This window comes from Myxococcus sp. AM010, assembly GCF_013372585.1.
Taxonomy (GTDB): domain Bacteria; phylum Myxococcota; class Myxococcia; order Myxococcales; family Myxococcaceae; genus Myxococcus; species Myxococcus vastator.
On the sequence record NZ_JABXEO010000005.1, the window covers coordinates 94,879 to 118,150 of the forward strand.

At 71.4% G+C, this 23,272-nt stretch carries 23 protein-coding genes; 13 read left to right on the plus strand and 10 right to left on the minus strand.

Annotated elements, in window-relative coordinates; genetic code table 11:
• Positions 1 to 15 precede the first annotated feature (15 nt).
• A complete protein-coding gene (locus tag HV826_RS04880) occupies positions 16 to 1,689 on the minus strand; it encodes a nitrous oxide reductase family maturation protein NosD (RefSeq protein ID WP_255217044.1) in 1,674 nt (557 codons plus the stop codon).
• Positions 1,690 to 2,089: 400 nt separating this feature from the next.
• Here HV826_RS04880 and queD point away from each other — a divergent pair, with 400 nt between their 5' ends.
• The 6 genes from queD to HV826_RS04910 all read left to right on the plus strand — a co-directional run bounded on the left by queD (position 2,090) and on the right by HV826_RS04910 (position 6,466).
• Positions 2,090 to 2,452: a 6-carboxytetrahydropterin synthase QueD gene (queD, locus tag HV826_RS04885; RefSeq protein WP_176415830.1), complete on the plus strand. Its 363-nt coding sequence runs from the start codon at positions 2,090 to 2,092 to the stop codon at positions 2,450 to 2,452.
• 42 nt (positions 2,453 to 2,494) lie between these two features.
• The gene (ydfG, locus tag HV826_RS04890; RefSeq protein ID WP_176415831.1) at positions 2,495 to 3,244 is read left to right on the plus strand and encodes a bifunctional NADP-dependent 3-hydroxy acid dehydrogenase/3-hydroxypropionate dehydrogenase YdfG; all 750 of its coding nucleotides are present in this window, start codon (positions 2,495 to 2,497) and stop codon (positions 3,242 to 3,244) included.
• A 138-nt stretch (positions 3,245 to 3,382) separates the two neighbouring features.
• Positions 3,383 to 3,937: a Uma2 family endonuclease gene (locus tag HV826_RS04895; RefSeq protein WP_255217048.1), complete on the plus strand. Its 555-nt coding sequence runs from the start codon at positions 3,383 to 3,385 to the stop codon at positions 3,935 to 3,937.
• A gap of 60 nt (positions 3,938 to 3,997) precedes the next feature.
• The gene (locus HV826_RS04900) at positions 3,998 to 4,435 is read left to right on the plus strand and encodes a hypothetical protein (protein WP_176415833.1); all 438 of its coding nucleotides are present in this window, start codon (positions 3,998 to 4,000) and stop codon (positions 4,433 to 4,435) included.
• 1 nt (position 4,436) lies between these two features.
• Positions 4,437 to 5,561, plus strand: a complete 1,125-nt coding sequence (locus tag HV826_RS04905) for an alpha/beta fold hydrolase (RefSeq protein WP_176415834.1) — start codon at positions 4,437 to 4,439, stop codon at positions 5,559 to 5,561.
• Entirely contained in the window at positions 5,558 to 6,466 is a 909-nt protein-coding gene (locus tag HV826_RS04910; protein ID WP_176415835.1) for an alpha/beta fold hydrolase, read from the plus strand. Before HV826_RS04905 ends, HV826_RS04910 begins: the two co-directional genes overlap by 4 nt.
• A gap of 17 nt (positions 6,467 to 6,483) precedes the next feature.
• Here the strand turns inward: HV826_RS04910 and HV826_RS04915 are convergent, their stop codons facing one another.
• The 5 genes from HV826_RS04915 to HV826_RS04935 form a co-directional block, all read right to left on the minus strand.
• Positions 6,484 to 7,233 (minus strand): queuosine precursor transporter, encoded by a 750-nt coding sequence (locus tag HV826_RS04915; protein WP_176415836.1) that lies wholly within the window; start codon positions 7,231 to 7,233, stop codon positions 6,484 to 6,486.
• 40 nt (positions 7,234 to 7,273) lie between these two features.
• The gene (locus HV826_RS04920) at positions 7,274 to 8,053 is read right to left on the minus strand and encodes an SDR family NAD(P)-dependent oxidoreductase (RefSeq protein ID WP_176415837.1); all 780 of its coding nucleotides are present in this window, start codon (positions 8,051 to 8,053) and stop codon (positions 7,274 to 7,276) included.
• 30 nt (positions 8,054 to 8,083) lie between these two features.
• Positions 8,084 to 8,923 carry a dihydroneopterin aldolase gene (locus HV826_RS04925; protein WP_176415838.1) on the minus strand — a complete coding sequence of 280 codons (840 nt, stop codon included), beginning with the start codon at positions 8,921 to 8,923 and terminating at the stop codon, positions 8,084 to 8,086.
• Positions 8,920 to 9,645, minus strand: a complete 726-nt coding sequence (locus tag HV826_RS04930) for an SDR family oxidoreductase (RefSeq protein WP_176415839.1) — start codon at positions 9,643 to 9,645, stop codon at positions 8,920 to 8,922. The genes HV826_RS04925 and HV826_RS04930 overlap by 4 nt, the downstream gene beginning before the upstream one ends.
• Positions 9,646 to 9,766: 121 nt before the next feature.
• Positions 9,767 to 10,198, minus strand: coding sequence for a hypothetical protein (locus HV826_RS04935; RefSeq protein ID WP_255207736.1), 432 nt, complete (start codon positions 10,196 to 10,198; stop codon positions 9,767 to 9,769).
• A 126-nt stretch (positions 10,199 to 10,324) separates the two neighbouring features.
• Here HV826_RS04935 and HV826_RS04940 point away from each other — a divergent pair, with 126 nt between their 5' ends.
• Both HV826_RS04940 and HV826_RS04945 read left to right on the plus strand, forming a co-directional pair.
• Positions 10,325 to 11,041 (plus strand): class I SAM-dependent methyltransferase, encoded by a 717-nt coding sequence (locus HV826_RS04940; RefSeq protein WP_176415841.1) that lies wholly within the window; start codon positions 10,325 to 10,327, stop codon positions 11,039 to 11,041.
• Between the two features lie 50 nt (positions 11,042 to 11,091).
• Complete coding sequence (locus tag HV826_RS04945) at positions 11,092 to 11,766, plus strand: dienelactone hydrolase family protein (RefSeq protein ID WP_176415842.1); 675 nt, start codon at positions 11,092 to 11,094, stop codon at positions 11,764 to 11,766.
• A gap of 26 nt (positions 11,767 to 11,792) precedes the next feature.
• Here the strand turns inward: HV826_RS04945 and HV826_RS04950 are convergent, their stop codons facing one another.
• Positions 11,793 to 12,290 (minus strand): hypothetical protein, encoded by a 498-nt coding sequence (locus HV826_RS04950; RefSeq protein WP_217918501.1) that lies wholly within the window; start codon positions 12,288 to 12,290, stop codon positions 11,793 to 11,795.
• A 268-nt stretch (positions 12,291 to 12,558) separates the two neighbouring features.
• On the opposite strand from HV826_RS04950, the gene HV826_RS04955 reads away from it, so the two are divergent.
• A complete protein-coding gene (locus tag HV826_RS04955; protein ID WP_176415844.1) occupies positions 12,559 to 13,083 on the plus strand; it encodes a hypothetical protein in 525 nt (174 codons plus the stop codon).
• On the opposite strand, the gene HV826_RS37840 is transcribed toward HV826_RS04955, so the two are convergent.
• Entirely contained in the window at positions 13,025 to 15,811 is a 2,787-nt protein-coding gene (locus HV826_RS37840) for a DUF4105 domain-containing protein (RefSeq protein WP_176415845.1), read from the minus strand. The two genes, HV826_RS04955 and HV826_RS37840, sit on opposite strands and share 59 nt — an antisense overlap.
• On the minus strand, positions 15,811 to 16,803 hold the full coding sequence (locus HV826_RS04965; protein WP_255217045.1) for a hypothetical protein: 993 nt from the start codon (positions 16,801 to 16,803) through the stop codon (positions 15,811 to 15,813). Before HV826_RS04965 ends, HV826_RS37840 begins: the two co-directional genes overlap by 1 nt.
• Before the next feature lie 226 nt (positions 16,804 to 17,029).
• On the opposite strand from HV826_RS04965, the gene HV826_RS04970 reads away from it, so the two are divergent.
• The 3 genes from HV826_RS04970 (at position 17,030) to HV826_RS04980 (ending at position 20,001) form a co-directional block, all read left to right on the plus strand.
• Positions 17,030 to 17,377 carry a hypothetical protein gene (locus HV826_RS04970; RefSeq protein WP_176415847.1) on the plus strand — a complete coding sequence of 116 codons (348 nt, stop codon included), beginning with the start codon at positions 17,030 to 17,032 and terminating at the stop codon, positions 17,375 to 17,377.
• 447 nt (positions 17,378 to 17,824) lie between these two features.
• A complete protein-coding gene (locus tag HV826_RS04975) occupies positions 17,825 to 18,835 on the plus strand; it encodes a helix-turn-helix transcriptional regulator (RefSeq protein ID WP_255207738.1) in 1,011 nt (336 codons plus the stop codon).
• Positions 18,832 to 20,001 carry a metallophosphoesterase gene (locus HV826_RS04980; protein ID WP_176415849.1) on the plus strand — a complete coding sequence of 390 codons (1,170 nt, stop codon included), beginning with the start codon at positions 18,832 to 18,834 and terminating at the stop codon, positions 19,999 to 20,001. Before HV826_RS04975 ends, HV826_RS04980 begins: the two co-directional genes overlap by 4 nt.
• Here the strand turns inward: HV826_RS04980 and HV826_RS04985 are convergent.
• Entirely contained in the window at positions 19,973 to 21,328 is a 1,356-nt protein-coding gene (locus tag HV826_RS04985; protein WP_176415850.1) for a thioredoxin family protein, read from the minus strand. The genes HV826_RS04980 and HV826_RS04985 overlap by 29 nt on opposite strands.
• A gap of 107 nt (positions 21,329 to 21,435) precedes the next feature.
• Between HV826_RS04985 and HV826_RS04990 the strand changes: the two genes are divergently transcribed.
• Positions 21,436 to 23,178: a GTPase domain-containing protein gene (locus HV826_RS04990; protein ID WP_176415851.1), complete on the plus strand. Its 1,743-nt coding sequence runs from the start codon at positions 21,436 to 21,438 to the stop codon at positions 23,176 to 23,178.
• The last annotated feature ends 94 nt before the right edge of the window (positions 23,179 to 23,272 follow it).

Genomic DNA, 23,272 nt, shown 5'->3' on the forward strand with positions numbered 1-23,272 from the left:
ACACGCCCTGATGGCTCAGGGGCAGTCCGACTCGAAGGCGCCCTGGTCCGGGCCTGGCCCGCACCAGGTCAGCCCCAGCGACAGCCCCGCGTTGAGGGCGGGCGAACCCGACCCCAGGCGGAAGTCCCCGGTGTCGATGTTGACGAAGCCAGGGGCCTTCTCCTGGGAGCGGCCGTCCAGCCCGCTCTGCGAGCGCCACTGCGAGAAGCCCATGTCCACGCCGTTGAGGCGGTAGACGGCCGCGCCCGCGGTGCGGAAGTAGAGGTTGGCGTCCACCACCGCCCCCGAGCGCCCGGGTCCGCCGCGCACCGCCACCCCGCAGCCGGAGAAGACGTTGTTGCGCACATCCAGGCTGGCGCTGGCCCCGGTGTCCCCCTGGCCGAAGGTGAGGCACGGCCCGGGCATGTTCCAGAGGGTGTTGTGGTGCACCTTCACGTTCGAGGACGTGTCCACGCGGATGCCGCTGCCTTCCTCCGCGCCGCCCAGGCCGTCCCGCACCAGGTTGCGGCGGATGACGACGTTGGTGGGCGGCGCGCCCTGGCGCACCCCGCCGATGCTGATGGCGCGGCCGTTGTTGTAGAAGACGTTGTCCTCCAGGGTGACGTCCCTCGCGGACAGGTGCACCACCACGCCCTCGCCGCGCGAGGTGGACGACATCTTGTGGCCCCAGATGATGTTGCCGCGCAGCGTGACGCGGGTGCACGTCTTCACGTCGACGCCGTTCTCCCGGTTCTCGTGCAACTCGTTGTCCTCCACCAGCAGGTTGTCGAAGGGCGTGCCGGAGATGGTGGCGCCGCCCTCGGGGCCGATGCACTGCACCGCGTCCCCGGAGTTGTGGTGGATGTCGTTGCCACGCACCACCACGTTGCGCGCCGTCGTCTGGACGATGACGCCGTGGCTGTCGTCCCCGTTGCGGTTGAAGTGGGAGATGGTGTTGCCCTCGATGAGGACGTCGCTGGCCTTCTCGCACACGTTGACGCCCGCGCCCGCGGTGCCGTTCTTCAGCGTGGAGCCGCGCAGCACGCCGTGGTGGGCCCCCGCGCCGCGGAACATCACCGCGAAGGAGGCATGGCCCGCAGCGTCGAGGGTGAGCCCCTCGAGGCTCCAGTACGCGCCGCGCACGTCCACCATGGAGGAGCCGCTGCCGGACGGCTTCAGCACCGGCTTCGCGCCCGGCGCGGCCCGCAGCGTGAGCAGGTGGGACGCGGAGCCGCCCTTCTCCTCCAGCTTGAGGCGCTCGGAGTAGGTGCCCGTCTTCAGGTAGATGGCCTCGCCCGGCCGCACCAGCTCCAGCGCGCGCGTCACCGTGCGCAGCGGCGCCGTCTCCGTGGCGGAGGCGCTGTCACTGCCGTTGGGCGCCACCCAGAGGATGCGCGAGTACTGAGGCGGAGGCTCGGGCTCCGGTTGGGGCTCAGGCTCCGGCTCGGGAGGCGGCGGCTCCGGATTCGGGAAGGGGGGCGGGATGTCGATGATGACGGGCGGAGGCTCCGACGGCCCCGGGTTGTTCGTGTCGTCATCGTCGTGGGAGGGCGGTGTGCCGGGAACGGAGGGGTTGCCCGTGGACGGCGTCTCGCTGGAGCCCGGAGGTGCGCCACCTTCCTGGGTGAGCTCCGCCTTCCCATTGCAGGCCAACACGGACAGCAGGGCAGCGGAGCAGAGGGCCGTGGACCACGGCGAGCGGTTGCGCATCCTGGCGGACTCCTGGTGTGGGTCGCGGCGCGGGAGGCGCTCGCGAGGACGGCCGCCAATTCCGAGCCCCGCGCTGTTCATTCCCTCCGAGCGCGGCAACCCCTGCCTGCCGGGACGTAGAGGGAGGAGACAGGAAACGTGGTTTCGCGGGGTTGGGACGGATGCTCCGCTTCACCGACAGGTGGGCCTTCGCGGGGTGCTGAAGTGTGATGTGTGCAACGCGCGCGGGAATATTCCCGGGGATTTTTCACGCGGAGCGAAGGGTCGCGCCGGGCGTCCCCGGGTGCGTGGGCGCGCGGCGGGGCGAGACATGCCGGTGTTTCAGGGAGGCGGGCGTACCTTGACGTCGGGAGGAGCGCGCGGGATATGAGCCGGCTTCCACCCGCTGTCAGGAGACACCTTGGACATCTTCAAGGAATTCACCTTCGAAGCCGCGCACCGGCTTCCCAACGTGCCGCCCGGGCACAAGTGCAGCCGGCTGCACGGCCACAGTTACCGGGTGGAGGTCCACGTGCGTGGCCCGGTGGGCGAGCAGTCCGGGTGGGTGATGGACTTCACGGACATCAAGGAGGCCTTCGAGCCCGTGCGGCTGAAGCTGGACCACTACTACCTCAATGAGGTGGAGGGCCTGGAGAACCCCACCAGTGAGAACCTGTCACGGTGGATCTGGAAGCGCCTGCGTCCGGGCCTGCCCCAGCTCAGCCGGGTAGTAGTCCGCGAGACGTGCACCAGCGGCTGCATCTATCAAGGCGAAGACGACTGACGAGCCGAGCCCTCGCGGGGCTGGCTCCACGAGGGGACTGCCATGAACGTTCTGATTACCGGGGCCACCGCGGGATTCGGCCTGGCCATTGCCCGCCGCTTCATCCAGGACGGCGCGCGAATCATCGCCTCCGGGCGGCGCACCGAGCGGCTGGAGGCCCTGCGCGCGGAGCTGGGCGAGCGGGTGCTCCCCCTGACGCTCGACATCACGGACCGTGAGGCCGTGGAGCGGGCCATCCGCTCGCTGCCAGCGGACTTCGCCGAGGTGGACGTGCTGGTCAACAACGCGGGCCTGGCGCTGGGGTTGGACCTGGCGCAGTCGGCGCGCGTGGAGGACTGGGACACAATGGTGGACACCAACGTGAAGGGCCTCCTGTACTGCACGCACGCGGTGCTGCCCGGCATGGTGGCGCGCAACCAGGGCCACGTCGTCAACATGGGCTCGGTGGCGGCGCAGTGGCCCTACCCGGGCGGCAACGTATACGGCGCCACCAAGGCCTTCGTGCACCAGTTCAGCCTCAACCTCCGCGCGGACCTGCATGGCACCGCCGTGCGCGTGACGGACATCGAGCCAGGGCTGGTGGGCGGCACGGAGTTCTCCAACGTCCGCTTCAAGGGTGACGACACGCGCGCCGCGTCCGTCTACGCCAACACCCAGGCGCTGACGCCCGAGGACATCGCGGACGCGGTGCACTGGGTGGCCACGCGCCCCGCGCATGTGAATATCAACGTCATGTCGCTGATGCCCGTGTCCCAGTCCTTCGGGCCCCTGCCGGTGAAGCGGCAGAGCTGAGCCGGGTGAACCTCCAGGGTCCTCTAGTCTCCGGATGATGCCAGAGGTATGGCGCATGCTCGACACATGAGCGAAGCCATCCATGGGCGGGAAGAGGCGCGGCTTGAGAGGTCCCCGGTCTGGCCGCATTCTGGGGACATGGGTAACAAGTCGCCTCCGGAGCGCGTGTACGAGGCGTTGGAGCGCCTCCCTCCGAACGTCGTCGGGGAAATCATCGAAGGTGAGCTGCACGTCAGCCCCCGGCCGCGAACGATGCACGGCAGAGCCGCTTTCCGGCTCGGCAAGAAGCTCGGGCCGTTCGACCAGGAGCCTGACACAGAGGGGCCCGGAGGCTGGGTCTTCCTCCCGGAGCCGGAGCTTCACCTCGGAGGCAACGTGCTCGTGCCAGACCTCGCCGGGTGGCGGCGCGAACACATGCCGGAACTCCCAGACGTAACGGGTGTGGAACTCGCCCCCGACTGGCTCTGTGACGTCCTGTCCCCCTCCACCGAGGCCATGGACCGCTCCAGGAAGATGACGCTCTACGCCCGCGAGGGCGTGAACCATCTGTGGCTCGTGGACCCGCGCATCCAGCTCCTCGAAATCTACCGGCGGGAGGGCGAGCGCTGGCAGCGGCTGGGCGCCTACACCGGCGACGCCACTGTCCATGCCGAACCTTTCGAGGCACAAAAGTTGAATCTCGGTTCACTTTGACAGCGCTGAGCCCTGGCCGCGGCGTCCCCAACGCCGCGTGTTGGGCTAACCTGTCCGCCCATGAGTCATCCGGAACGACCGCCGCCGTCCCAGGGGCTCCTGGCCCGCGGCCTGAAGCTGCTGGGCCACCTCACCCACCCAGGCACGCGCACCGGCAAGGTGTTCACCCGCGCCGAGCAGGGCCTCACCCGCGCAGCCGCCAGGCTCACCGAGAGCCCCTCGTACCTGCGCGTGAGCGGCTCCCTCATGCGGCAGGGCTTCAACGCCCGCGTCCGCCGCAATGGCCTGGTGGAAGGCGCGCTGCGCACCCTGCGCCTGCCCACCACCTCCGAGGTGGAGACCCTGCGCGACCAGCTCCGCCGGATGAATGACCAGGTGGAGGCGCTCGGCACCCAGTTGGAGCTGGTGGTGGACCTGCTCCACCGTCAGGAAGGCGCGGAGCCCGAGTCCCCCGCGCCCACGCCCAAGGAGCGCGCGCCCTCCAAGCGCCGCCGCTGACATGACCGCGTCCACGCCCCAGCGTCTTCGCTCCTTCGTCACCGGCCAGGTCGAATTGACTCGCGCCGTCGCGCACGCGCTCAAGTCGCGGCCCTTCAATCCGTATCCGTACCTCAAGCCCTTCATCGAGAGGGCCTCGGGCGTGCGCGAGCCGCCCATCAGCGCCACGCCGCACACCGTCGTGTACACGCGCGGCAGCATGCGGCTGCTGCGCTACGCGGCCCCGCGCCGGCGCCACCGCACGCCCATCCTCATTGTCTATTCGCTCATCAACCGCTGGTACATCCTCGACTTCCTGCCGGGGCGCAGCCTCATCGAGCACCTCACCCGCGAAGGCTACGACGTCTACGCCATCGACTGGGGGGTGCCGGGCCAGGACGAGGAGCGGCTCACCTGGGATGACCTGCTCGGCGGGCTCATCCAGACGGCGGTGCGGTGGACGCTGCGCGTGAGCAAGAGCCGGGATTTGACGCTCTACGGCTACTGCATGGGCGGCACCATGGCCCTGGCGTACACGGCCCTGTACCCCCAGGGCGTTCGCAACCTGGTGGCGCAGGCCACGCCGGTGGACTTCAGCAAGGGCGGCCTCTACACGCTGTGGACGTCCGCCAGCCACTTCGACGTGGACTCGCTGGTGGACGCCTACGGCAACGTGCCCACGCCGGTGCTGGAGAGCGGCTTCCTCATGGCCGCGCCGGTGCAGCGCCTCACCCGCTGGCTGGAGGTGTGCCGCCGCATCGACGACCCGGAGTTCGTCACCACGTTCCTGGCCATGGAGCGCTGGGGCGCGGACCCCGTGCCCTTCCCGGGCGAGGTGTACCGGCAGTACATCAAGGACTGCTACCAGCAGAACCTCTTCGCCCAGGGCCTCATGGAAGTGGGCGGCGAGCGCGTGGACCTGCGCCGCATCCAGTGCGCCATCCTCAACGTCATCGCCGAGCACGACACCATCGCGCCGCCCGCGATGAGCGAGCCGCTGCCCTCCCTGGTCAGCTCGCAGGACTGTGAGACGCGGCGCTACCCCGTGGGCCACATCGGCCTGTCCGCCTCCAGCAAGGGCGCGACGAAGGTGTGGCCCTCCATTTCCGCGTGGATTGGCGCGCGCTCGAAGCCGATGGAGCCATGAACGTCTCGTCCGAAACCGAAGCCGTGGGCGTGCAGGTCCGCGAAGGCACCGTCCACCTGCGGGACGGCCGGCGGCTCGCGTACGTCGAGTCTGGAGACTTGAGCGGCCTCCCCGTCCTCTTCATCCACGGCAACCCGGGCTCGCGCCACATGCGCCACCCGGATGACCGGCTCACCCACGCGCTGGGCGTGCGCCTCATCACTCCGGACCGGCCGGGCTATGGCCTGTCGGACTACCAGCCCGGGCGCACGCTGCTCGACTTCCCCGATGATTTGGAGCAGCTGGCCAACACGCTGAGGATTGGCCGCTTCGCCCTCTTCGGCGTGTCCGCGGGCGGGCCCTACGTCGCCGCGTCCGCCTGGAAGCTGGGCGAGCGCATCACCCGCGCGGCGGTGGTCTCTGGCGCGGCGCCGCTGGCTCGGCCGGGCGCCATGGCGGGGGTGAACCGGGACTATCGCAACGCGTACACCATGGCCGCGTGGCCGGAGTGGCTGCTGCATCCGCTGATGGCCATGCATGACCGGCAGGTGCGCGCCAATCCCGCGCGGGCGCTGGCGGGCCTGCGCGCCCAGGCGTCGGCGGATGACCGCGCGGTGCTCGCGGACCCGCGCATCGCCGCGCAGGTGCAGGGCTGGCGGTACGAGGCCACGCGCAACGGGGTGGCGGGCATGCGGCGCGAGGCCCACATCCTCGCGCAGCCGTGGAACGTCCCCCTGGAGGAGATTCGGACGGAGGTGGACCTCTGGTACTGGGAAGGAGACAGCATCGTCCCGCCGCAGATGGGACGGTACCTGGCGAACCGGCTCCCGCGCGCGGTGCCCCGCTTCTTCCCGGGCGGCGGGCACTTCTCCCTCTTCTCCCACTGGACGGACATCCTCACGCCGCTGGCGCGGCAGGGAAGCTGAGCCGCTGAGCCCCGCGCTCAGGCGGCGCGGGGCTGCTCCTCCGGAGTGACAGGCTGCGCGGGCGGCACAATGGGTTCGCCATTCTCACCCAGGACCACGGGGGCGATGCCCAGCTTGCGCTCGACGAAGGCGTGGCCCAGGTAGATGAAGGGCGTCAGGCCCACCGCGACCAGCAGCTTCACCACGTAGGACGTGTAGATGATGTCGACGATGGTGGAGTTGGGCAGCACGCCCGTCCACGCCACGTACTGCACCACCACCGTGTCGATGAGCTGCGACACCAGCGTGGAGCCCGTCGCCCGCACCCACAAGAGCCGGTTGCGCGTCAGGCGCTTGAGCCCGTTGAAGATGGCGATGTCGCAGAACTGGCCCACCAGGTACGCAATCATCGACGCGACGAGGATGCGCTGCGAGCCGGCGAAGACGTTGTTGAACGAGCCCTCCACCGCGCCCGTGAAGTCCGGCGCACGCGTCAGCGGCGCCCACGGAACCTGCACGGCGATGGCAATCACCACGAACGCGAAGATGGCCATGAAGAAGCCCACCCACGTCACGAAGCGGGCCGCCCTCTTCCCGTAGAACTCGTTGAGGATGTCCGTGAGGAGGAACGTCACCGGGAAGGGCAGCATGCCGATGGACATCACCGCCACCACCGGCCCCACCTTCGCCTCGAACAGCTTCACGCCGATGATGTCGCCCACCACCAGCGAGGTGACGAACACCCCCGCCAACACCACGAAGAGCTGAAGCCGTCTGTCGATGAGCATTCCATCGTCCTTGTGAGCCGAGGCCGCGTCTTACCGCGCCTCACTCCCGCAGCAGTAGCCCCCCATCCAGCACCAATTCGGTACCGGAAATCCACGTCGCGCCCAGCAGGTAGCGCACCGCCTCGGCCACGTCCTCGGGGCGCCCCAGCCGTCCGAGTGGATGCAGCGCCCGCAGCCCCGCGAGCTGGGCCTCCTGCCGCCGCGCGTACTCGGGCTCGGACAGCGGCCCCTCGCCAGGCGCCAGGCGCACCTCGCGCACCATGTCCGTCTCCACCACGCCCGGCAGCACCGCGCTGGCCCGCACGCCTCGCGCCGCGCCCGCCAACGCCAGCACCTTCATCACCTGAAGGAGCCCCGCCTTCGCCGCGCTGTACACCGCACTGGTGACGACGGGCCGCGTGGCCAGCGTGGACGCGATGAACACCTGCGCTCCACCCGCCTCCAACACCTCCAGCGCCTGCTCTCCCAGCCGCAGCGGCGCGATGAGGTTCACCTCGAGCTGCGCGCGCAGCGCGTCCTCGCCGATGTGGCCCGGCGGCTGGTGCACCACCTGCCCCGCGCTGTGGACGAAGCCGTCCAGCCCCCCCAGCAGTCCTGCGGCACGGCGCAGCAGCCCCTCGCGGGCCTCCGACGAGGCCAAATCACACGGCAGCGCGAAGGCCTGTCCCGGCCACGCCCGCGTCAGCGACTCCAGCACCTCCGCGCGCCGGCCCGACACCACCACCTGGCCCCCCGCGCGAAGCAGGGCCTCCGCCACCGCGCGGCCAATGCCTGTCCCGCCGCCCGTGACGAGCACCTTGCGCGTGCCCACCTCACTCATGGCGGGCGCTCCCAGGAGGCACCGCCCCGCTCACGGCTGGCGCTCCGCGGGAGAGCCCGGCGCCGCGGGCTCATCCAGCGGGTAATAGGAGTGGCCGGTGATGGGCAGCAGCCCCTCCGGCGGCGGCTCGGTCTCCACCTCGTCCGACGGGATGAAGCCCGGCCTGTCCACACAGAGCACCGTCTGCTCCGTGGATGATGGATTGTCGTAGCGGTGCAGGAAGCCGCGCGGCCAGTTGAAGGCCATGCCCCGGACCACCGGCTTGAACTGGAGCAGCAGCCCCGAGCCCAGCACCAGCTCGCTCTCCTCCATCTGCTGGTGCACGTGCGTGGGGATGCAGCCTCCCGGCTTCACCCGCAGCCGGTAGACGCCATAGCCCGCGCCCTCATGGATGATGTCCACGCGGCCAAAGCCCTTCTCCTCCCGGCCGTACACCATCTCCGCGGCCGTGCGGTGAATCTGGAGCGACGGCACCGCCAGCCCCCCCAGCGCCAGCGGCTTCGTCACCCGCACCGTGGCCGCGTGGACCTGCGCGCGCGGGACATCGTCGGTGGGCGGCGCCAGCACGTAGCGGCACACCGTCTCGACGGCGGACTCCAGCAGCTCGAAGCGACAAGCCTCTAGAAGGAAGCGCAGCTCCCCCGCGAGCCGGCCGTAGTTCACCGTGTGCGCCAGCCTGCCGCCCACCGCGGCGGCGCGGGTGTCCAGGAACAGGGCCACGTCCAGCCGCAGCGGCTGGGCCGCGAGGCGCTCCCGGTTGAAGATGCCCACGATGCAGTCCACCGTGAGTCCCCGCATCTCGATGACGTCCAGCGGCCGGCCGTCCGGCGTCGTGACGACGGGAGGATGGAATGCGTGCTCCGCGCTCATAGCTGTGCGCTCCTGCCGCCATCGACGGCGATGACCTGCCCGGTGATGTACGGCGCCTCGCGGGCGAGGAAGACGACGGTGCGGGCGATGTCCTCGACGGTGCCCTCGCGCCCCATGGGGATGCGGCGCAGCACCGCGTCGCGGGCCTCGGCGTCGAAGTCCTCGGGGAAGGCCACGGTGCCGGGTGACACGGCGTTGACGCGGATGTGCGGGGCCAGCTCCACCGCCAGCGCGCGGGTGAGCATGATGAGGCCCGCCTTGCTCACCGAATAGTGCGCGTAGTGGCTCACCGGCCGCTCCCCACCGACGTCGGTGAGGTGCACCACCAACGGGTCCTTGCCAGCGCGCAGCGCGGGGAGCAGGGCCTGGGTGAGGAAGAAGGGCGCGTCCAGGTTCACCGCCATCATGGCGCGGTACTGGTCACGGGAGATGGCGGCGAAGTCGGTGCGCTCGAAGAGGCCCGCGTTGTGGACCACCACGTCCAGCGCGGGCCACGCTTCACGCACTTGCGCGGCCAGGGAGTCCACGGCCTCCGGGCGGCTCAGGTCGGCGGCGTGCAGGGTGACGCGGCGGCCGAGGCCTCGGAGTTCATCCGCCAGTGTTTCCAGCGGCTCAAGGGAGCGGTTCGCATGGAGCGCCAGGTCATAGCCCGCGCACCCAAGCGCCCGAGCCACCGCGCCGCCGATGCGGATGCCAGCCCCGGTGATGAATGCGGTCGCCATGCGGCGCATTCACTAACAGGCCCTGCGAGGAAAGGCACTGCGGACCTGCTGCCGCGAAGCGCGCCGGGCTACCCCCGTATCCCGGCGCGCCCGCGGCGCGGTCCCCCGATACTCGAAGCGTCTAGCGGCGGCCGGCGCTGGCCATGTGCACCCGGCCCGGCGCGTAGGCCACCCACACCCACTCCTGGACCGGCTCGTAGCGGGCCGGCACCCAGCGCTGCTCGTAGAAGCCACCGGTGCACCGGGTCACCCGCGAGCGGCGGTTGTTGCGCTCGCGGCACACCTGGGGGACCCACACGCGCTCGTTGCGGCCCTGCACCCAGCGGTTCACCGTCTGCAGTTCGTAGCGGCCCCGAGCGTGCGGCGGCGGCAGCGGCGCGGGCCCCGGGTGGCGGCGGACGTCGACGTGGACACCGAAGTTGCCGCCGCGGCCGTCATGCCGGTGCTGCTGGGAGAACCGCGACTTCTCGTGGTCGTCCTTCGCATGCGCGGCCGTGGAGCCGAGGAACATCATTCCGAAAGCCAGCACCGCGAGACCCGTCTTGAGCGCCATTGTCGTCCTCCTCCGTCGTCCTGCTTGAACCTTCTGACGGGGCACCCGGCGGAACATTCAATGCCCGATACCAGCCGCATTTTCAGAGGGAGGGGCCGGTGTGGGTGCGATACACCCCCAGACACCATGTTCCACCGCAAGGGCCCCACCCTCCGGGAGCTGGCCGCGCAGGCCCTCACGTCCATCGAGCACGGCTACGACCTGCTCGCGCCCAAGTTCGAGTACACGCCCTTTCGAACGCCAGATGCGGTGCTCGAGGCCGCCATGGCCCAGCTGGGCGCGCCCGGCAGCGTCGGCAGCGCGCTGGACGTGTGCTGCGGCACCGGCGCGGCCATGCGCTTCTTGCGCCCGCTCGCGCGGGAGCGCGTGGTGGGCTTCGACCTCAGCCAGGGCATGCTCGACGAGGCCCGCCTGCAGCTCGCGCAGGCGCCGGGCACCGCTGCGTTGGAGTTCATCCAGGGCGACGCGCTGGCGCTTCCCTTCGACGGCGTGTTCGACGTCGTCACCAGCTTCGGCGCCTTCGGGCACATCCTCGAAGAGGACGAGCCCAGGCTCGTGCGTGGCATCGCCCGCGCGCTGCGTCCCGGAGGCCGCTTCCTCTTCGTCACCGCGCACCCGCCGTCGAAGCTCCGCCCGGGCTACTGGATGGCCAAGGGCTTCAACGCCGCCATGCGCGCGCGCAACGCGCTGTGGAAGCCGCCCTTCGTCATGTACTACCTGACGTTCCTGGTGCCCCGGGCCCGCGCGCTGCTCGAAGCGGAGGGCTTCACCGTCGAGGTGCGCGACGGCCTGATGCCAGAGCCCTTCTCCGTGCTGAGCACCGTCATCGCCACCAAACGCTGAATCGGCCGTTAAGCTGCGCCCCCCTTCCACTCTCTCGCGAGGATGAAGCCATGACAGGACAGACGCAGCTCACCGGCAAGCAGGGCCAGTCACTGGCGGGCTATCTGAGTGAAGCCCCGAAGGGCGACGCGCCCGGAGCGGTGGTGCTCATCCACGAGTACTGGGGCCTCAACGGGCACACGCGCGACGTGGCGGACCGGCTGGCGCGCGAAGGGTTCACCGTCTTCGCGGTGGACCTCTACGAAGGCCGCGTGACGAAGGACGCCAACGAGGCGAATGCGATGCTGAAGTCCCTGGACTGGGGCAAGGCCACGGCGGACCTGCGCGCCGCGGTGGAGGCGCTGCGCGCGCGAAAGCCCGGGACCAAGGTGGCCATCATGGGCTTCTGCATGGGCGGCGCGCTGACGTTGCTGGCCGCCGCGAATGAGCCGGGGCTCGACGCCGCCGTGCCCTTCTACGGCATTCCACCGGAGGAGGCAGCGGACGTGTCGCGCATCCGCGCGCCCGTGCTGGGGCACTTCGCGACGAATGACGACTGGTGCTCGCCGGAGCGGGTGGACGCGCTGGAGAAGAAGCTGAAGAGCGGCGGCGTCCCCGTGGAGCTTCACCGCTACGACGCCCAGCACGCCTTCTTCAATGACACGCGTCCGGAGGTCTACTCACCGGACAACGCCGCGAAGGCGTGGCAGCGCACCGTGGACTTCCTCCACGCGAAGCTCGGCTGAGCCTCGCGCGGAAGGAGGGAACGGACTCAGTTGCCGGCTTCAGGCGCCGCGGCGGGAGCCTCCGTCGCCGGCGTCTCCGGCACGGCGGGAGCCTCGGGAGCGACAGGGGCCGCGGGAGCAGCAGGGGCCGCGGGAGCAGCAGGGGCCTCCGGCGCCTCGGGCGCGGCGGCATCCACCGCCGGTACCACCTGCAGGCGGTAGCCCTGAACGCCCTTGGGCAGCACCACCTCCACCAGCGGGTTCTCCTTCAGGAGCTCCGGCGTCACGTCGAAGGACACCCGGCCCTCCTCGTCCGTGACGTAGGACTCGCGCGAACGGTAGTCCTCGCCCCAGAGCACCTTGGCGCCCTTCACGGGCTGGTTGGTGTCCGAGTCCAGGACGATGAGGTCCACCGGGGTGCCGGCCGTCACCGAGGAGCCCGCGGGCTGGACGACGTCGCGATAGAACGGACGCTGCACGACGCAGGCGGCCAGCAGGGAGGAAGAGGCAAGGGCGAGGGTCAGCAGTTTGCGGCGAAAGCTCATGGGAAATTCCGTACGGGCAGGGATGGGGGTGCAGCCGGGCGCGGCAGCATAGCCGGAGGCCACCGTCCGCCAAGTCCGGCGCGCATCTTCGGCTCCCCTTGGCTCCGGTATCCAGGGACTCCGCGAGTATTCCGGAGGGGGGGATTCCAGCGCCCGGCAGGTGGCCCGCCCCTCGATGCGGCCAGCGGCCCTTCCGCATCCCCGCTGGCGTCACAACCTCATGACCATCAGGCACACGTTGATTCGCCCCCGAGGAAGGGAGCCAGACATGCCCGAGCGCATCCTGACACAGGACCCGGAGAAGGCCCTCGCCGGTCCCAAGCCGCGCTACGAATACATCTACCGGGAGATACCGGCGGACCTGACCTTCAAGCCAGACACCATCAATCCGGTCCACAACCGGTTCATCGTGAGCACGCTGGTGATGGCGCTCACCAGCCTGGCCCTGTTCTTCCTGCCCCTGTTCAACGGGCTCATGGCCGGCACCTTCGGCGGCTTCCACGCGCGCAGGCTGCCGCGCGCGCTCGGCGCGGCCGCCCTCTCCGCCGTCGCGGTGCCCACCGCCCTCGCCTTCTTGATCTTCATCGGTATGGCGACCCAGAGCCACCTCTTCTATGGCCTGGGCTTCTGGGGGTACACGGCGCTCTACGTCATCGGACTCTTCATCGGCGCGGTGACGGGGGCCATCAGCCACCCGTTCTGGACGCGCTACAGCATCGGCGAGCCCGCCTCCGTCAGCGCACCTCGAACCCGAGCGCCAGACGCCGCTCCGCCGAGCCGGCCAACCACGTAGAAGGCGACAGGGCTTCCCAGTGGGGCGTGGGCGCAATCGCCCCCTCCCACCGGACCTGCGCGCGGGGCGTGAGGAGCACGCCGAAGGGCCCCGCGCGGCCCAACCACACCTCCAATTGAAGCGCCGCGCCCGCCTCATGGGTGAAGTGTGTGTCCCCCACCCGCCAGGTGGGCGCGTAGGCCGCCTCCAGCCGCACCGCGTTGGCGCCCGAGCCGAACAGCCCCATCCGATGCGCCAGGGACAGGCGCGGCCCCGCGGCCGGCGTCAGCCCCTCCCGGTTCCAGTGCACCGCGGCCAGGCCGCCCACGCCCACCGTGGTGAAGCGAGAGAAGCGCGCGTCCTCGTCCAGCACCATCAACGCCTCCGCCTGCACCGATGCGCGATAGCGCAGCAGGCGCGCGTCGCTCGACGCCACGCGGGCCTCGGCACCCCAGCCGAGCGAATCCCAGACGGAGTCACGGAACTGGGGGAGCTCGCGCAGCAGCGTGCGGTAGCCCAACAGCGTCAGGTCCGAGGCCACCACCTTCGGCAGCCCCCAGCGCGGGAGGAGGAACAGCTCGCCATCGAGCACCCGCAGCTCACTGCTCGGCTGGAAGCCGTGGAGCCGCGCATCGCCCAGGGCCTCGGCCATGCCCGCCGTGCGCAGCCCCACCAGGGGCCGGGCCGCGGCCCCTTCGGGAAAGTCCACGCCCAGGGCCACCATCATCCGCCCCGCCCCGGACTCCCTCAGCGCGCCTTCCGCCCACGCCGCCTCCGCCGCCACCTTGCGGCGCCGGTCCTCGTGCAGGAAGGCCACCGGGTCCACGGTCGCCAGCACGCCATCATTGAGCGTGCCCTGCACCTCCGTGGCCCGGTGGAAGGTGGCCTCGGTGCGCTCGGCCCACACCAGCGTCCGCAGCTCCTCGGGCGTGGGTGGACGGCGCTCCGCGGAGGCCAGCGCGTCCTTCAGCAGGGTGACGCGGTCCAGCACCGCGAGCCGCCGCTGGAGCGCGTCCTCGGTCTCGAAGACGCGCTGGCGCTCGGCGATACCGGCCCGCGCGGAGCCCGCCACCGGCACCTTCACCGCGAGCAGCCGCTCGCGCTCGATACGCAGCCGCTCGCCGTCGGCCCGGTCCACCGCGGCACGCTCCACCCGCACCGCGTGCGCCACGAAGGCATGCAGGTGCGCGCGGACCGTGTCGCGAGACGCCGTCTTCGCCGAGTGCATCATCGCGGCCACCACGCCGGGCAGGTCGTCATAGGCCCGGGCGCGAACCTGTGGCTCCGGCGACGCCAGCCGGGCATGCACGCCCCCAAGACGCGCGAGTTCATCGGCGCCGACATGCCCGGCCAGCGCGTCCAGGGCCTCCTGCTGCGCCGAGTGCGCGCGCACCGCGCGGTCCCCCGTGGACTCGAACGCATCCGGGATGTGCTCCAGGAGGGAGGAGGTCTCGCCCCCTGGTCCCTCCACCTGCACCCGGGCCAGGGTGTCCAGCGTCGCGGTGGGCAGGACCCAGAGCGTGCCGGGAGGACGAAGCTGCCGCCCGCCCTCCAGCGCGCCGTTGAGCAGGAAGACGAGCGCGCTCGCGCAGTTGTCCGTGAAGAAGTAGTAGCCCATGTACCCACGGCGCTCGAGCTCCCACACCCGCTCCAGCATCCGCGCGTCCTCGCCGGGCTTCAGGCGCAGGCGGAAGCGGCGGATGGAGCGCTGCTCCAGCTCCAGCGCCTCGTGGGACAGGTCGCCCATCGTCCCCGTGAGGAAGACGGTGTCGTAGGCCCCCGTCATTCCCTTCACCACGTAGCCCAGGCCCTTGGACTCCATGCCGGTCAGCGCCACCAGCTGAACCACCCGCTCGAAGGTGGGCCCGCGTGGCACCTCGCCCTCGCGCCACACGGGGCGCAGCAGCAGGTGTCCGAAGAGGGACTCCGGCTGGCGGCCGGTGGAGGCCACCAGCAGCACCTCGAAGTGCGACAGGGACTCCAGCTCCGCCCAGGCGTCGAAGGCGGGGCAGTCACCGCGCGGGGGCAGCGTGCCCAGGCCCGACGCCTCCAACTGCTCCGTCAGCGCGCGGGCCTTGGAGAACTCCTGGCAGCGGACGTGGTCATCCACCGGCAGCGCGTCCGCGCGCAGGGACTCCACGGGCACGAGCAGCTCCTCCGCGAACGTCACCCAATCCAACGAGGCGCTGCGCTGGCCCATGGCGCGGCTGAAGGCGCCGGCGTAGCGCAGGCGGACCTCCTCCTTCCACACCAGGGGCCGCTCGAAGGGCTTCAGCCAACCCGACAGCCGGCGCCAGGCCGGGGTGCCGCTCCAGCCCTTCGCGTCATCCCAGCGCTGCATCACCGCGTGCACCACCGCGCGCCGGCGCCACAGCCGCGCTGACTCCGCGTCCGTCAGCCGAGACAGGCGCAGCGTGGCCCGGCGCTCGTCCGACGGGGCGTACTGGTAGAGGTGGAACCGCGCGCGGCCCTCCGTCCAGTCCGGGCGCGCGGGGGAGCCATCGCCCAGGCCCAGCGGCGCGGCCTCCGCGTGCAGCACCAGCTCCAGGGGGCCACCGGGTGGACGCCGCATCGCCGGAGGCAGGGCCGCCAGCCCCGCCTCCACCTCCGTCACCAGGTCCGCGCTGGTCGCGGCGGCGCCCCGCAGCACCACGCCCGCTTGGTTCAGCGCATGGACGCGCGCGGACAGGGCCTCTTCGGCGTGCACCGGCAGCGCGAAGACGAGCGCCAGCAGCCCCAGCCAGCGCATCAGTGCGCCACCGTCGCGGTGCCCTCCAGGGCCGGTGCCGCGAGGAACGCGCGGCGATCTTCCTCCAACCGAGGCTCGGCCCGAGCCAGCTCGCCCACCCGCTCCAGCCACGCGAGCGCGCGGTCCGGAGTGAGGGTGCTCGCCTCGGCCATCTCCAGCAGCTCCTTCCGGTTCGCGCGCAGCACGCGCCCGAAGAGCCCCAGGTGCTCACGGCGGATGCGCGCCGCCGCCGCCAGGTCCTCCACCGTCGGCCCCGCGCCCAGCGCGAGGTCCTCACGGAGCTGGTGCGTGCGCGCCCGCAGGTACACCTGGGCCGCGCGACCCGCCTCTTTCGGAGACACCCCTCGGCGCCGCCGCTCCGCCGCGGCATACGCCTGCCAGATGATGATGCCGAGCCCCACCACCAACGCGGCCACCGTCACCGCGGACGCCACGTCGTTGTTGTTCGACTGGCTGCTGTTGTCGCTGCGGGAGCGCGACGCCTCGCCGTCCGCCTTCTCCGTTCCAGCCGAGCCCTCGCTCGTTCCACCTTCCTCGGAGCTTCGGGAGGCGACCTCCGTGGACTCGTTGTCGCTCGACTCGGAGTGGCTCGCGCCTTCCTCGCTGGAGCCGCTCGACTCGGAGTGACTGGAGCCCTCTTCGCTGGAACCGCTCGACTCCGACTGGCTGGAGCCCTCCTCACCACTGGAGCCACTCGACTCCGACTGGCTGGAGTCGCCCGAGCCCTCCGACGACGCACCCGAGTCCGACTGGCTCGATTCACCCGAGCCCTCGGACGAAGCGCCGGAGTCGGAGCCCTCGGACGAAGCGCCGGAGTCGGAGCCCTCGGACGAAGCGCCGGAGTTGGAGCCCTCGGACGAAGCGCCGGAGTCGGAGCCCTCCGAAGCGCTCATGCCGCCCCCGGGCCCCAACGCAGCGGGCGCCCTGCAACCGGAGACGGTCATCACCACCGCCATGCACAACGCGCGCTTCACGGACTTCTTCGTCGTCATTGAACGCATTTCCAGGTGTCCATCCGTTCTCCACGTGGGCCGGCCGTCGCACGGTGGTACAACCGACTGGCAGCCTAGCCAGCAGCGTGCCGAGCGGAAGAATGGTGCGATTTCGCGCCTTTGAGCACGACACCATGCGGCATACCGCGAAGCCCACGAACCGAAGGTGCGTTACGCGTTACGCGCCCGGTGAGCACCTTTCCCAGGAACGGCCACGGAGTAAGCCATGACCCTGGGACTCGCGATTCTCGGACTCTTCACGGCGCTGCTATCCATGGCGGCCATCTTCCCCGTCCAGGAGCCGAAGTGGTTCGGCTTTGGCGTCATGGCGGCCGCCTTCTGCGCGCTGGGCGGTGCCTTCAGCGGCCCCCACCTGCGCACCGCCATGCCCTGGGGCGTGGGCTCGGCGCTCTCCATCTGGTCCCTGGTGGGCCTGGGAACGGGCGCCGTCAGCGCCTGGCTGGGCTGGGCGGCGCTGGCCCTGGGCATGGCCTACCTGGGCCTGGGCATGCTTCATTTCCTGCGCAGGGTGGTGCCCGCCGGGCGGCTGCCTCGCATCCTGCATGCCCCATGAGGTCTGGTGGGCCCACAAAGGCAGCCATCCTCGTGGGTTGGCGTGCGGGCGACAGGCGTGAGGGAAAGGAGCGGCGCACCGGGCACCCGAAACCGAGCGCCCGGCGCGCGCTCACAGTCCACCGCGGCGGCCCTCCCCCCCGGGGGCCGACATGAGAGTGTTCCGCCACTGCCCCGTGTCCGGCTATGGGGGAAATCCCCGGGTCAGAAAAAACCCAGAACATCTGAAAGCCAGGAAGTTTCTGTCGGGACAATTCTGGACGTTCGAGATGTGCGTGAAGGGTGGCCAAGTACTGGGCGCAATCCCTGACGGGCGTATACTTCACACACCGTGATTCGTTTGAATTCCGAGGAGCAAGGCCTGCTGACGGACCTTGAGGCAATGCTCGTGGAGGCCGAGCCCGGGACGGAATCCCTACCCCCGGTGCTAGGTGCTTTACGAGAGGCTTTGCGGGCCGAACGCGCCGTGGCCTATGGCGTGGACGTGGGCCCCGAGCGCTACCACGCGAGCTACTCCTATTGCGCGGGCTTCCCACTCCCTACCGCGACAGTGAATGCGGCCATCGAAAGCCAGGTGTCTGCCTGGGGAGACCCTTGGGGTTGGTTCAATCCCGCCCGGCCCGAGCCCGCGCAGCGCAACCGCGCGCTGCACTTCCGCTCGCTGACGGAGACCGAGGCGGCCCGCCAGCTGCCGCTGCATGACTTGTCGGCCAGCGAGGTGGGGCGCCGGCTGGGCATGAGCGAGGAGTCGCTGGAGAGCACCCGGGAGCGCATCAGCGTCCGCTCCGCGGCGATGTTCCGGCAGCTCGGCGTGGAGAACATGCAATGGCTGCGCACGCTCGTCTGTGATGGGCCGGTGCTCCTGGGCTGGGTGGGCCTGGCCCGAGCCGAGCCCTTCACCGAGCGCGAGCAGCGCCTGCTCCAGGCCCTGACGCCCGCGCTCCAGCGGCGGCTGACCATGGAGACGCGGCTGCGCGAGTCGGGCCTGATGTCCTCGGCGCTCCAGGTCGCCATGGAAGCGCTGGGGCGCGCCGCCTGGGTCGTCAGCTCCAGCGGCCGCGTGGTGCACGCCAACAACGCCGGCCGCGCGCGGCTGGAGCGGCATGACCCGGAGCTGATGGAGTCCCTGCGCCGCGGCGCCCAGGGCATCCCCTGCTCCGGCCCGCTGACCATGACGCCGCTGCTCACCACCGGCCTGCCACCCCACTACCTGGCCATCGACACCGGCACCGCGTCCAGCGCCGCCGCGCGCGTGCAGGCGCTGTCGGCGCGCTGGTCGCTCACCGCGCGCGAGTCCGAGGTGCTGACGCACATCATCCAGGGCGAGACGAACAAGTCCATCGCCGGCCGGCTGGGCTGCGCCGAGCGCACGGTGGAAGTCCACGTCACGCACCTGCTGAGCAAGGCACAGGTGGAGAGCCGCTCGGCGCTCATCGCCCGCTTCTTCCAGAGCTCGTGAGCAAGACGTCATCCATCCAGGCCGCGCTCGCGCGGGCCGCCGAGGCCGCGGCGGAGGCACCACGCTCCGTCCCGGCGGAGGACCAGGTCTGGCGGCGGCGGCTCGTCATGGGGGACCCGCAGGCCGACCTGGACCAGGTCCTGGCCATCCTGGCGCACCACGAGCTGCTGGCCGGCGATGGTTGGCTTCGCTCCGACGTGCAGCTCATCTCGGTGGGCGACCACTTCGACTGGGGCAAGCCCCCCGAGCGCGCGCCCGTCGCCGCCAGTGGGTTGGCGCTGGTGGCGTGGCTGGCCGCCCACCCGGCGAACCAGGCGGTGATGCTGCTGGGCAACCACGACCTGGGACGGGTGGGTGAGCTGGCCGGCTTCTCGGATGCGCGCTTCGCCGAGGCCCAGGCCGAAGCGGACCGCATCTACCAGGGCGGGGAGACGGACGAAGCCGCGGAGCAGGCGTTCCTCGCGCGCTGGCCGCAGGTCCCCTCCGCGGAGCTGGTGGCGCGCGACTTCGGCAACTTCCGCGAGGTGCAGCGCACCTGGGTGGAGCACCTGCTGCGGGTGAAGCGCTTCCGCGTGGCCCACGCCGCGGCCCCCGACCTGCTGGTGCTGCACGCGGGCGTCACGCGGGAGGACCTGGACGTGACGCCCCTGCCTCCCTCCCAGCGAGGGGACGCGAACCAGGTGGCGGCGGCGCTGAACGCGGCCCTGGACGCGGCGGTGGCGGGATGGACTCGAGGCCCGCTCGTCATTCCGGGACTGCACCACCCGGGCAACGCGGCCCAGGGCGAGGGCACGGGCATCTTCTACCAGCGCCCCAGCCTGCTGCCCGAGGACGCGGAGCGGGTGCGCGGCACGCCCCGGCGCCGCTTCGACCCGAGGCGCCTGCCCACGGGCCTGACGCAGGTGGTGGGCCATACGCGCGACAAGCGGAGCCGCGCGATGCTGGGGCTGGCTCCCACCGGTGCCCGCGACGGCGTGCTGCGGCACCTCGTCACGGAGGGAGCGCGCGTGGACTACGCCCACGGCGCGCCGCCTCCGCCAGTCCCCGGCGCCGCGATGATGGTGTTCACCGACGGCGCCATGCGCGAATGCCAGGCCCCGGACTACGCGCTGTTCGACCTGGACACCCGCGCGGCGGCTACCGCGCCGAGGCCTGAAGGCCGCTGAGCTTCTTCTCCAGCCCGGCCACCATGCGCGGCGACACCTGCGAGGCGGGCAGCGACTTCGCGAAGGTGATGGCCTTCTCCAGCGTCTTCACGGCGGACGCCGTGTCCTCGCGCGCCACGAGGATGTCCGCGCGGCCCGACAGCACCGACAGCCGCCGCGCGCCTTGAACACGCGCCAAGGCACGGTCGCTGGCGGCGAGCGCGTCATCCAGCCGGCCGACGAGCCGGTACAGCGTCGAAAGCCGCGCGGGCGGGTTGTAGTCCTGGGGCAGGTCCTGCTCGCTCTGCTCGAGCGCGGGAATCGCCCGGGCGGGCGTCTCCAGCTTCATGGCCGCGAGCATGCGGTGCGAGTCGAACACCGTGCGCGCCTGGGGGTTGGGCGCCTTCGCGGCCTCCGCCTCCAGGAACGCCAGCCACTCCTCCGACAGGGCCTTCACGGCCGCCGTGTCCTTCGCCACCTCGCGCGCCTGCACGCGCACTTCGTACAGGCCGGAGCGGTCATCCGCGGACATCTCGATGGCCGGGGGCCCCAGGGCCTCGGCCACCTTGGCCTCCACGCCGCCGCGCAGCTCCGCCCCCGCCGCGTGGTCCTCCGGCAGCGACAGCACGCAGTACATGCCCAGCAGGGCGCCGTTGGCCCAGGACAGCGAGCGGGGCGTCTTCGGGAGCTCCTCCAGCGCCTTGCGCGCGCACGCCTCGTGCTGCTTCGCGCCGTACATCGCCGTCAGCAGCGACTCCACCGCGCGGCCCCGGCGGGACCAGTCCGCGGGCGCCTCGGCCAGGGCCTCCGCCAGCGTCTCCGCGGCTTCGGCTGAGCGGCCCTCCGCGTAGAGCGCGTCCCCGCGAGCCAGCAGGGCCTGGGCGCCGGTGACGCCGCCCTGGTACGCGCGCTCACCGTCCTCGAAGAGCTTCTCCAACTGCGCCACGGTGGCGCTGCCCGCGAAGCGCAGCAGGGCCTTCTCCTGGCGCGGGTCGATGACGTACAGCGTGGGCCAGAACTCCACCGGATACTTCTCCTGGAACGCCGCGTTCGACGTCAGGTCGGTGTTCACCTCCAGCCACACGAAGCGGCCCGCGTGCCGGGCCAGCGCCGCGTCGGACAGGACGTAGGCCTTCATCGACCGGCACGTGTGACACCAGGGCGCCCAGACGTCGACGAAGAGCGGGAGCCCCTTCGCCTGGGCCTCGGCGAGCGCGCGGGCGTAGTCATCCTCGATGAAGGGCAACGGGCCCTTGGCGTGAGGCGCGCCGGACGCGGGGGCGTTCGTGTTCGCGGCGGTGCAGGCGACGAGCCCCGACAGGAGCAGGCAGGCGGCGAGAAGGCGCATGGCGCCACCCTACCGCGCTCCCCCCGCTCTGTCCCCGGCCGACACCTGGCGGGACAAGTGCCTGGGCACGGGGCGCTCCGCGTGCTGTGGTGCGAGGACTTCTGGTGATGAGAGACCCGTACGCCCTGCGCACCTTCCTCGCGTCCGCCCTGGACGCCCTGCCCGCTCCCGAGCGCTTCCCGGACGCCTCGGACGCCGAGCTCGCGCGCCGTCTGGCCGAGCGCCTGCGCCGCGACCTGCTCCCCCGCCTGGGCTCCGCCGACGCGCCCCTGCTGCTGGTGGCCATCGCCGGCCCCAACAACGTGGGCAAGTCCACGCTCTTCAACGCGCTGGTGGGCGCGGCGCTGTCCCCCGCGAGGCCCGAGGGCGGGCTCACCAAGCAGTGCCTGGCGGCGGCCCACCCGGAGACATGGACCGGGCCGCTGAAGGACTTCCTGACGCGGCGCTATGACATCGTGCCCGTGGCCGTCGGCGACGCGGCGCCCGTGGACCAGGCGGGGCCTCCGGGCCGGCTGTACCTGACGCTGTCGGACGCGGTGCCGCGCGGGCTGCTCGTCATGGACACGCCGGACTTCGACAGCGTGTACCGCGACAACCGCGAGCGCGCGGAGGCGCTGCTCGTCACCGTGGACGTGCTGGCGTTCGTCGTGAGCCGGCAGACGTACCAGAACGCCGCGCTGGTGGACTTCCTGCGCGCGGCCGTGGGGCACGGGCGGCCCTACCTGCTCGTCTACAACGAGGCCACGCGGGAGGAGGTGGCCCGCGGGCACCTGGACAAGCTCGCCGAGGACGTGGGCCACCCGGCGCTGGCGCGCTACCTGGCGCCGCACCAGCCCGACGTGGAGGCGGGCCTGAAGCCCCTGGCCACGGAGCCGCTGGACGGGAAGCCCGCCCTGGGCGCGCTGCTGGGACAGGCCGAGCACGCGCGCGAGCTGAAGGCCCGGGCGCTGGAGGCCTCGCTCGCGGATGCACGCGCGGAGCTGGAGGCCGTGTCGCGCGCGGCCTCGGAGGCGGCGAGGGAACCCGACCGGCTGCGCAAGCGGCTGCGCCACGAGCTGGACGTGGTGGGGGCGCACGCGGCGCTGAAGGCCGTGCCGGCGGACGTTTTGATTGATGCCTTTCGAGACGAGTTGGACGCGCGCAGCCAGTTCCACAAGTGGGTGCGACTGCCCTTCCGGGGGCTGGCCACGGCGCTCACCTTCGTCACGCGCAAGGTGCGCGAGTCCTTCACCGCGCCCGAGGCTCCGGGCGCGGACACGCCGACCCACGCGGTGGACGAGTCGCTGAAGGACGGGGTGCGGCGGCTGGTGGAGGCCTTCGCTCCGGAAGTGGCCGCGTGGCGCGCGGACGCTCAGACGCGAGCGAAGCTGGAGGAAGCCTTCGGTCCGGTGACGCTGACGAAGCTGGAGGAGCCGCTGGGCTTCGAGCCCCTGCACGCGCACGCGGCGGACCGGGCCACGCTGTATGCGTACTGCCGGGAGCTGGTCTCCGCGGAGCTGCAGGGTGGCATGCGAGAGGAGCTGCTCCAGACTCTGACGACGCTGGTGTACTCCGTGCCGTCAGGCGCGGCGGCGGCGGTGACGGTGGCCACGGGCGGCATGGGCCATGACGCGGTGGTGTGGGCGGGCACGCTGCTGTCCACGCCGCTGATGGAGCGCTTCGTGGACCTGCTGGGCGCCCAGGTGCGGGCCCGTGTCACGAAGAAGTGGGCGGAGGCCCACGGCGCCACCCTGTCGAAGGCCCTGGAGGCGCGGTACTTCTCCGACCTCCTGAAGCAGCTCGACGGGCTGACCAGTGACTGGAACCAGACGGCGACCCGGCTGGATGAGGCTCGGGCAGGCTTGTCCTGACGGGCCGTGCGCCCTGAGTGGACGCGGCGGCGCTGACACCCTGGTGAGGGGACGAGCTTCCGGGCTCGCTGTTACTCCGTCCGTGCGTGCCCGA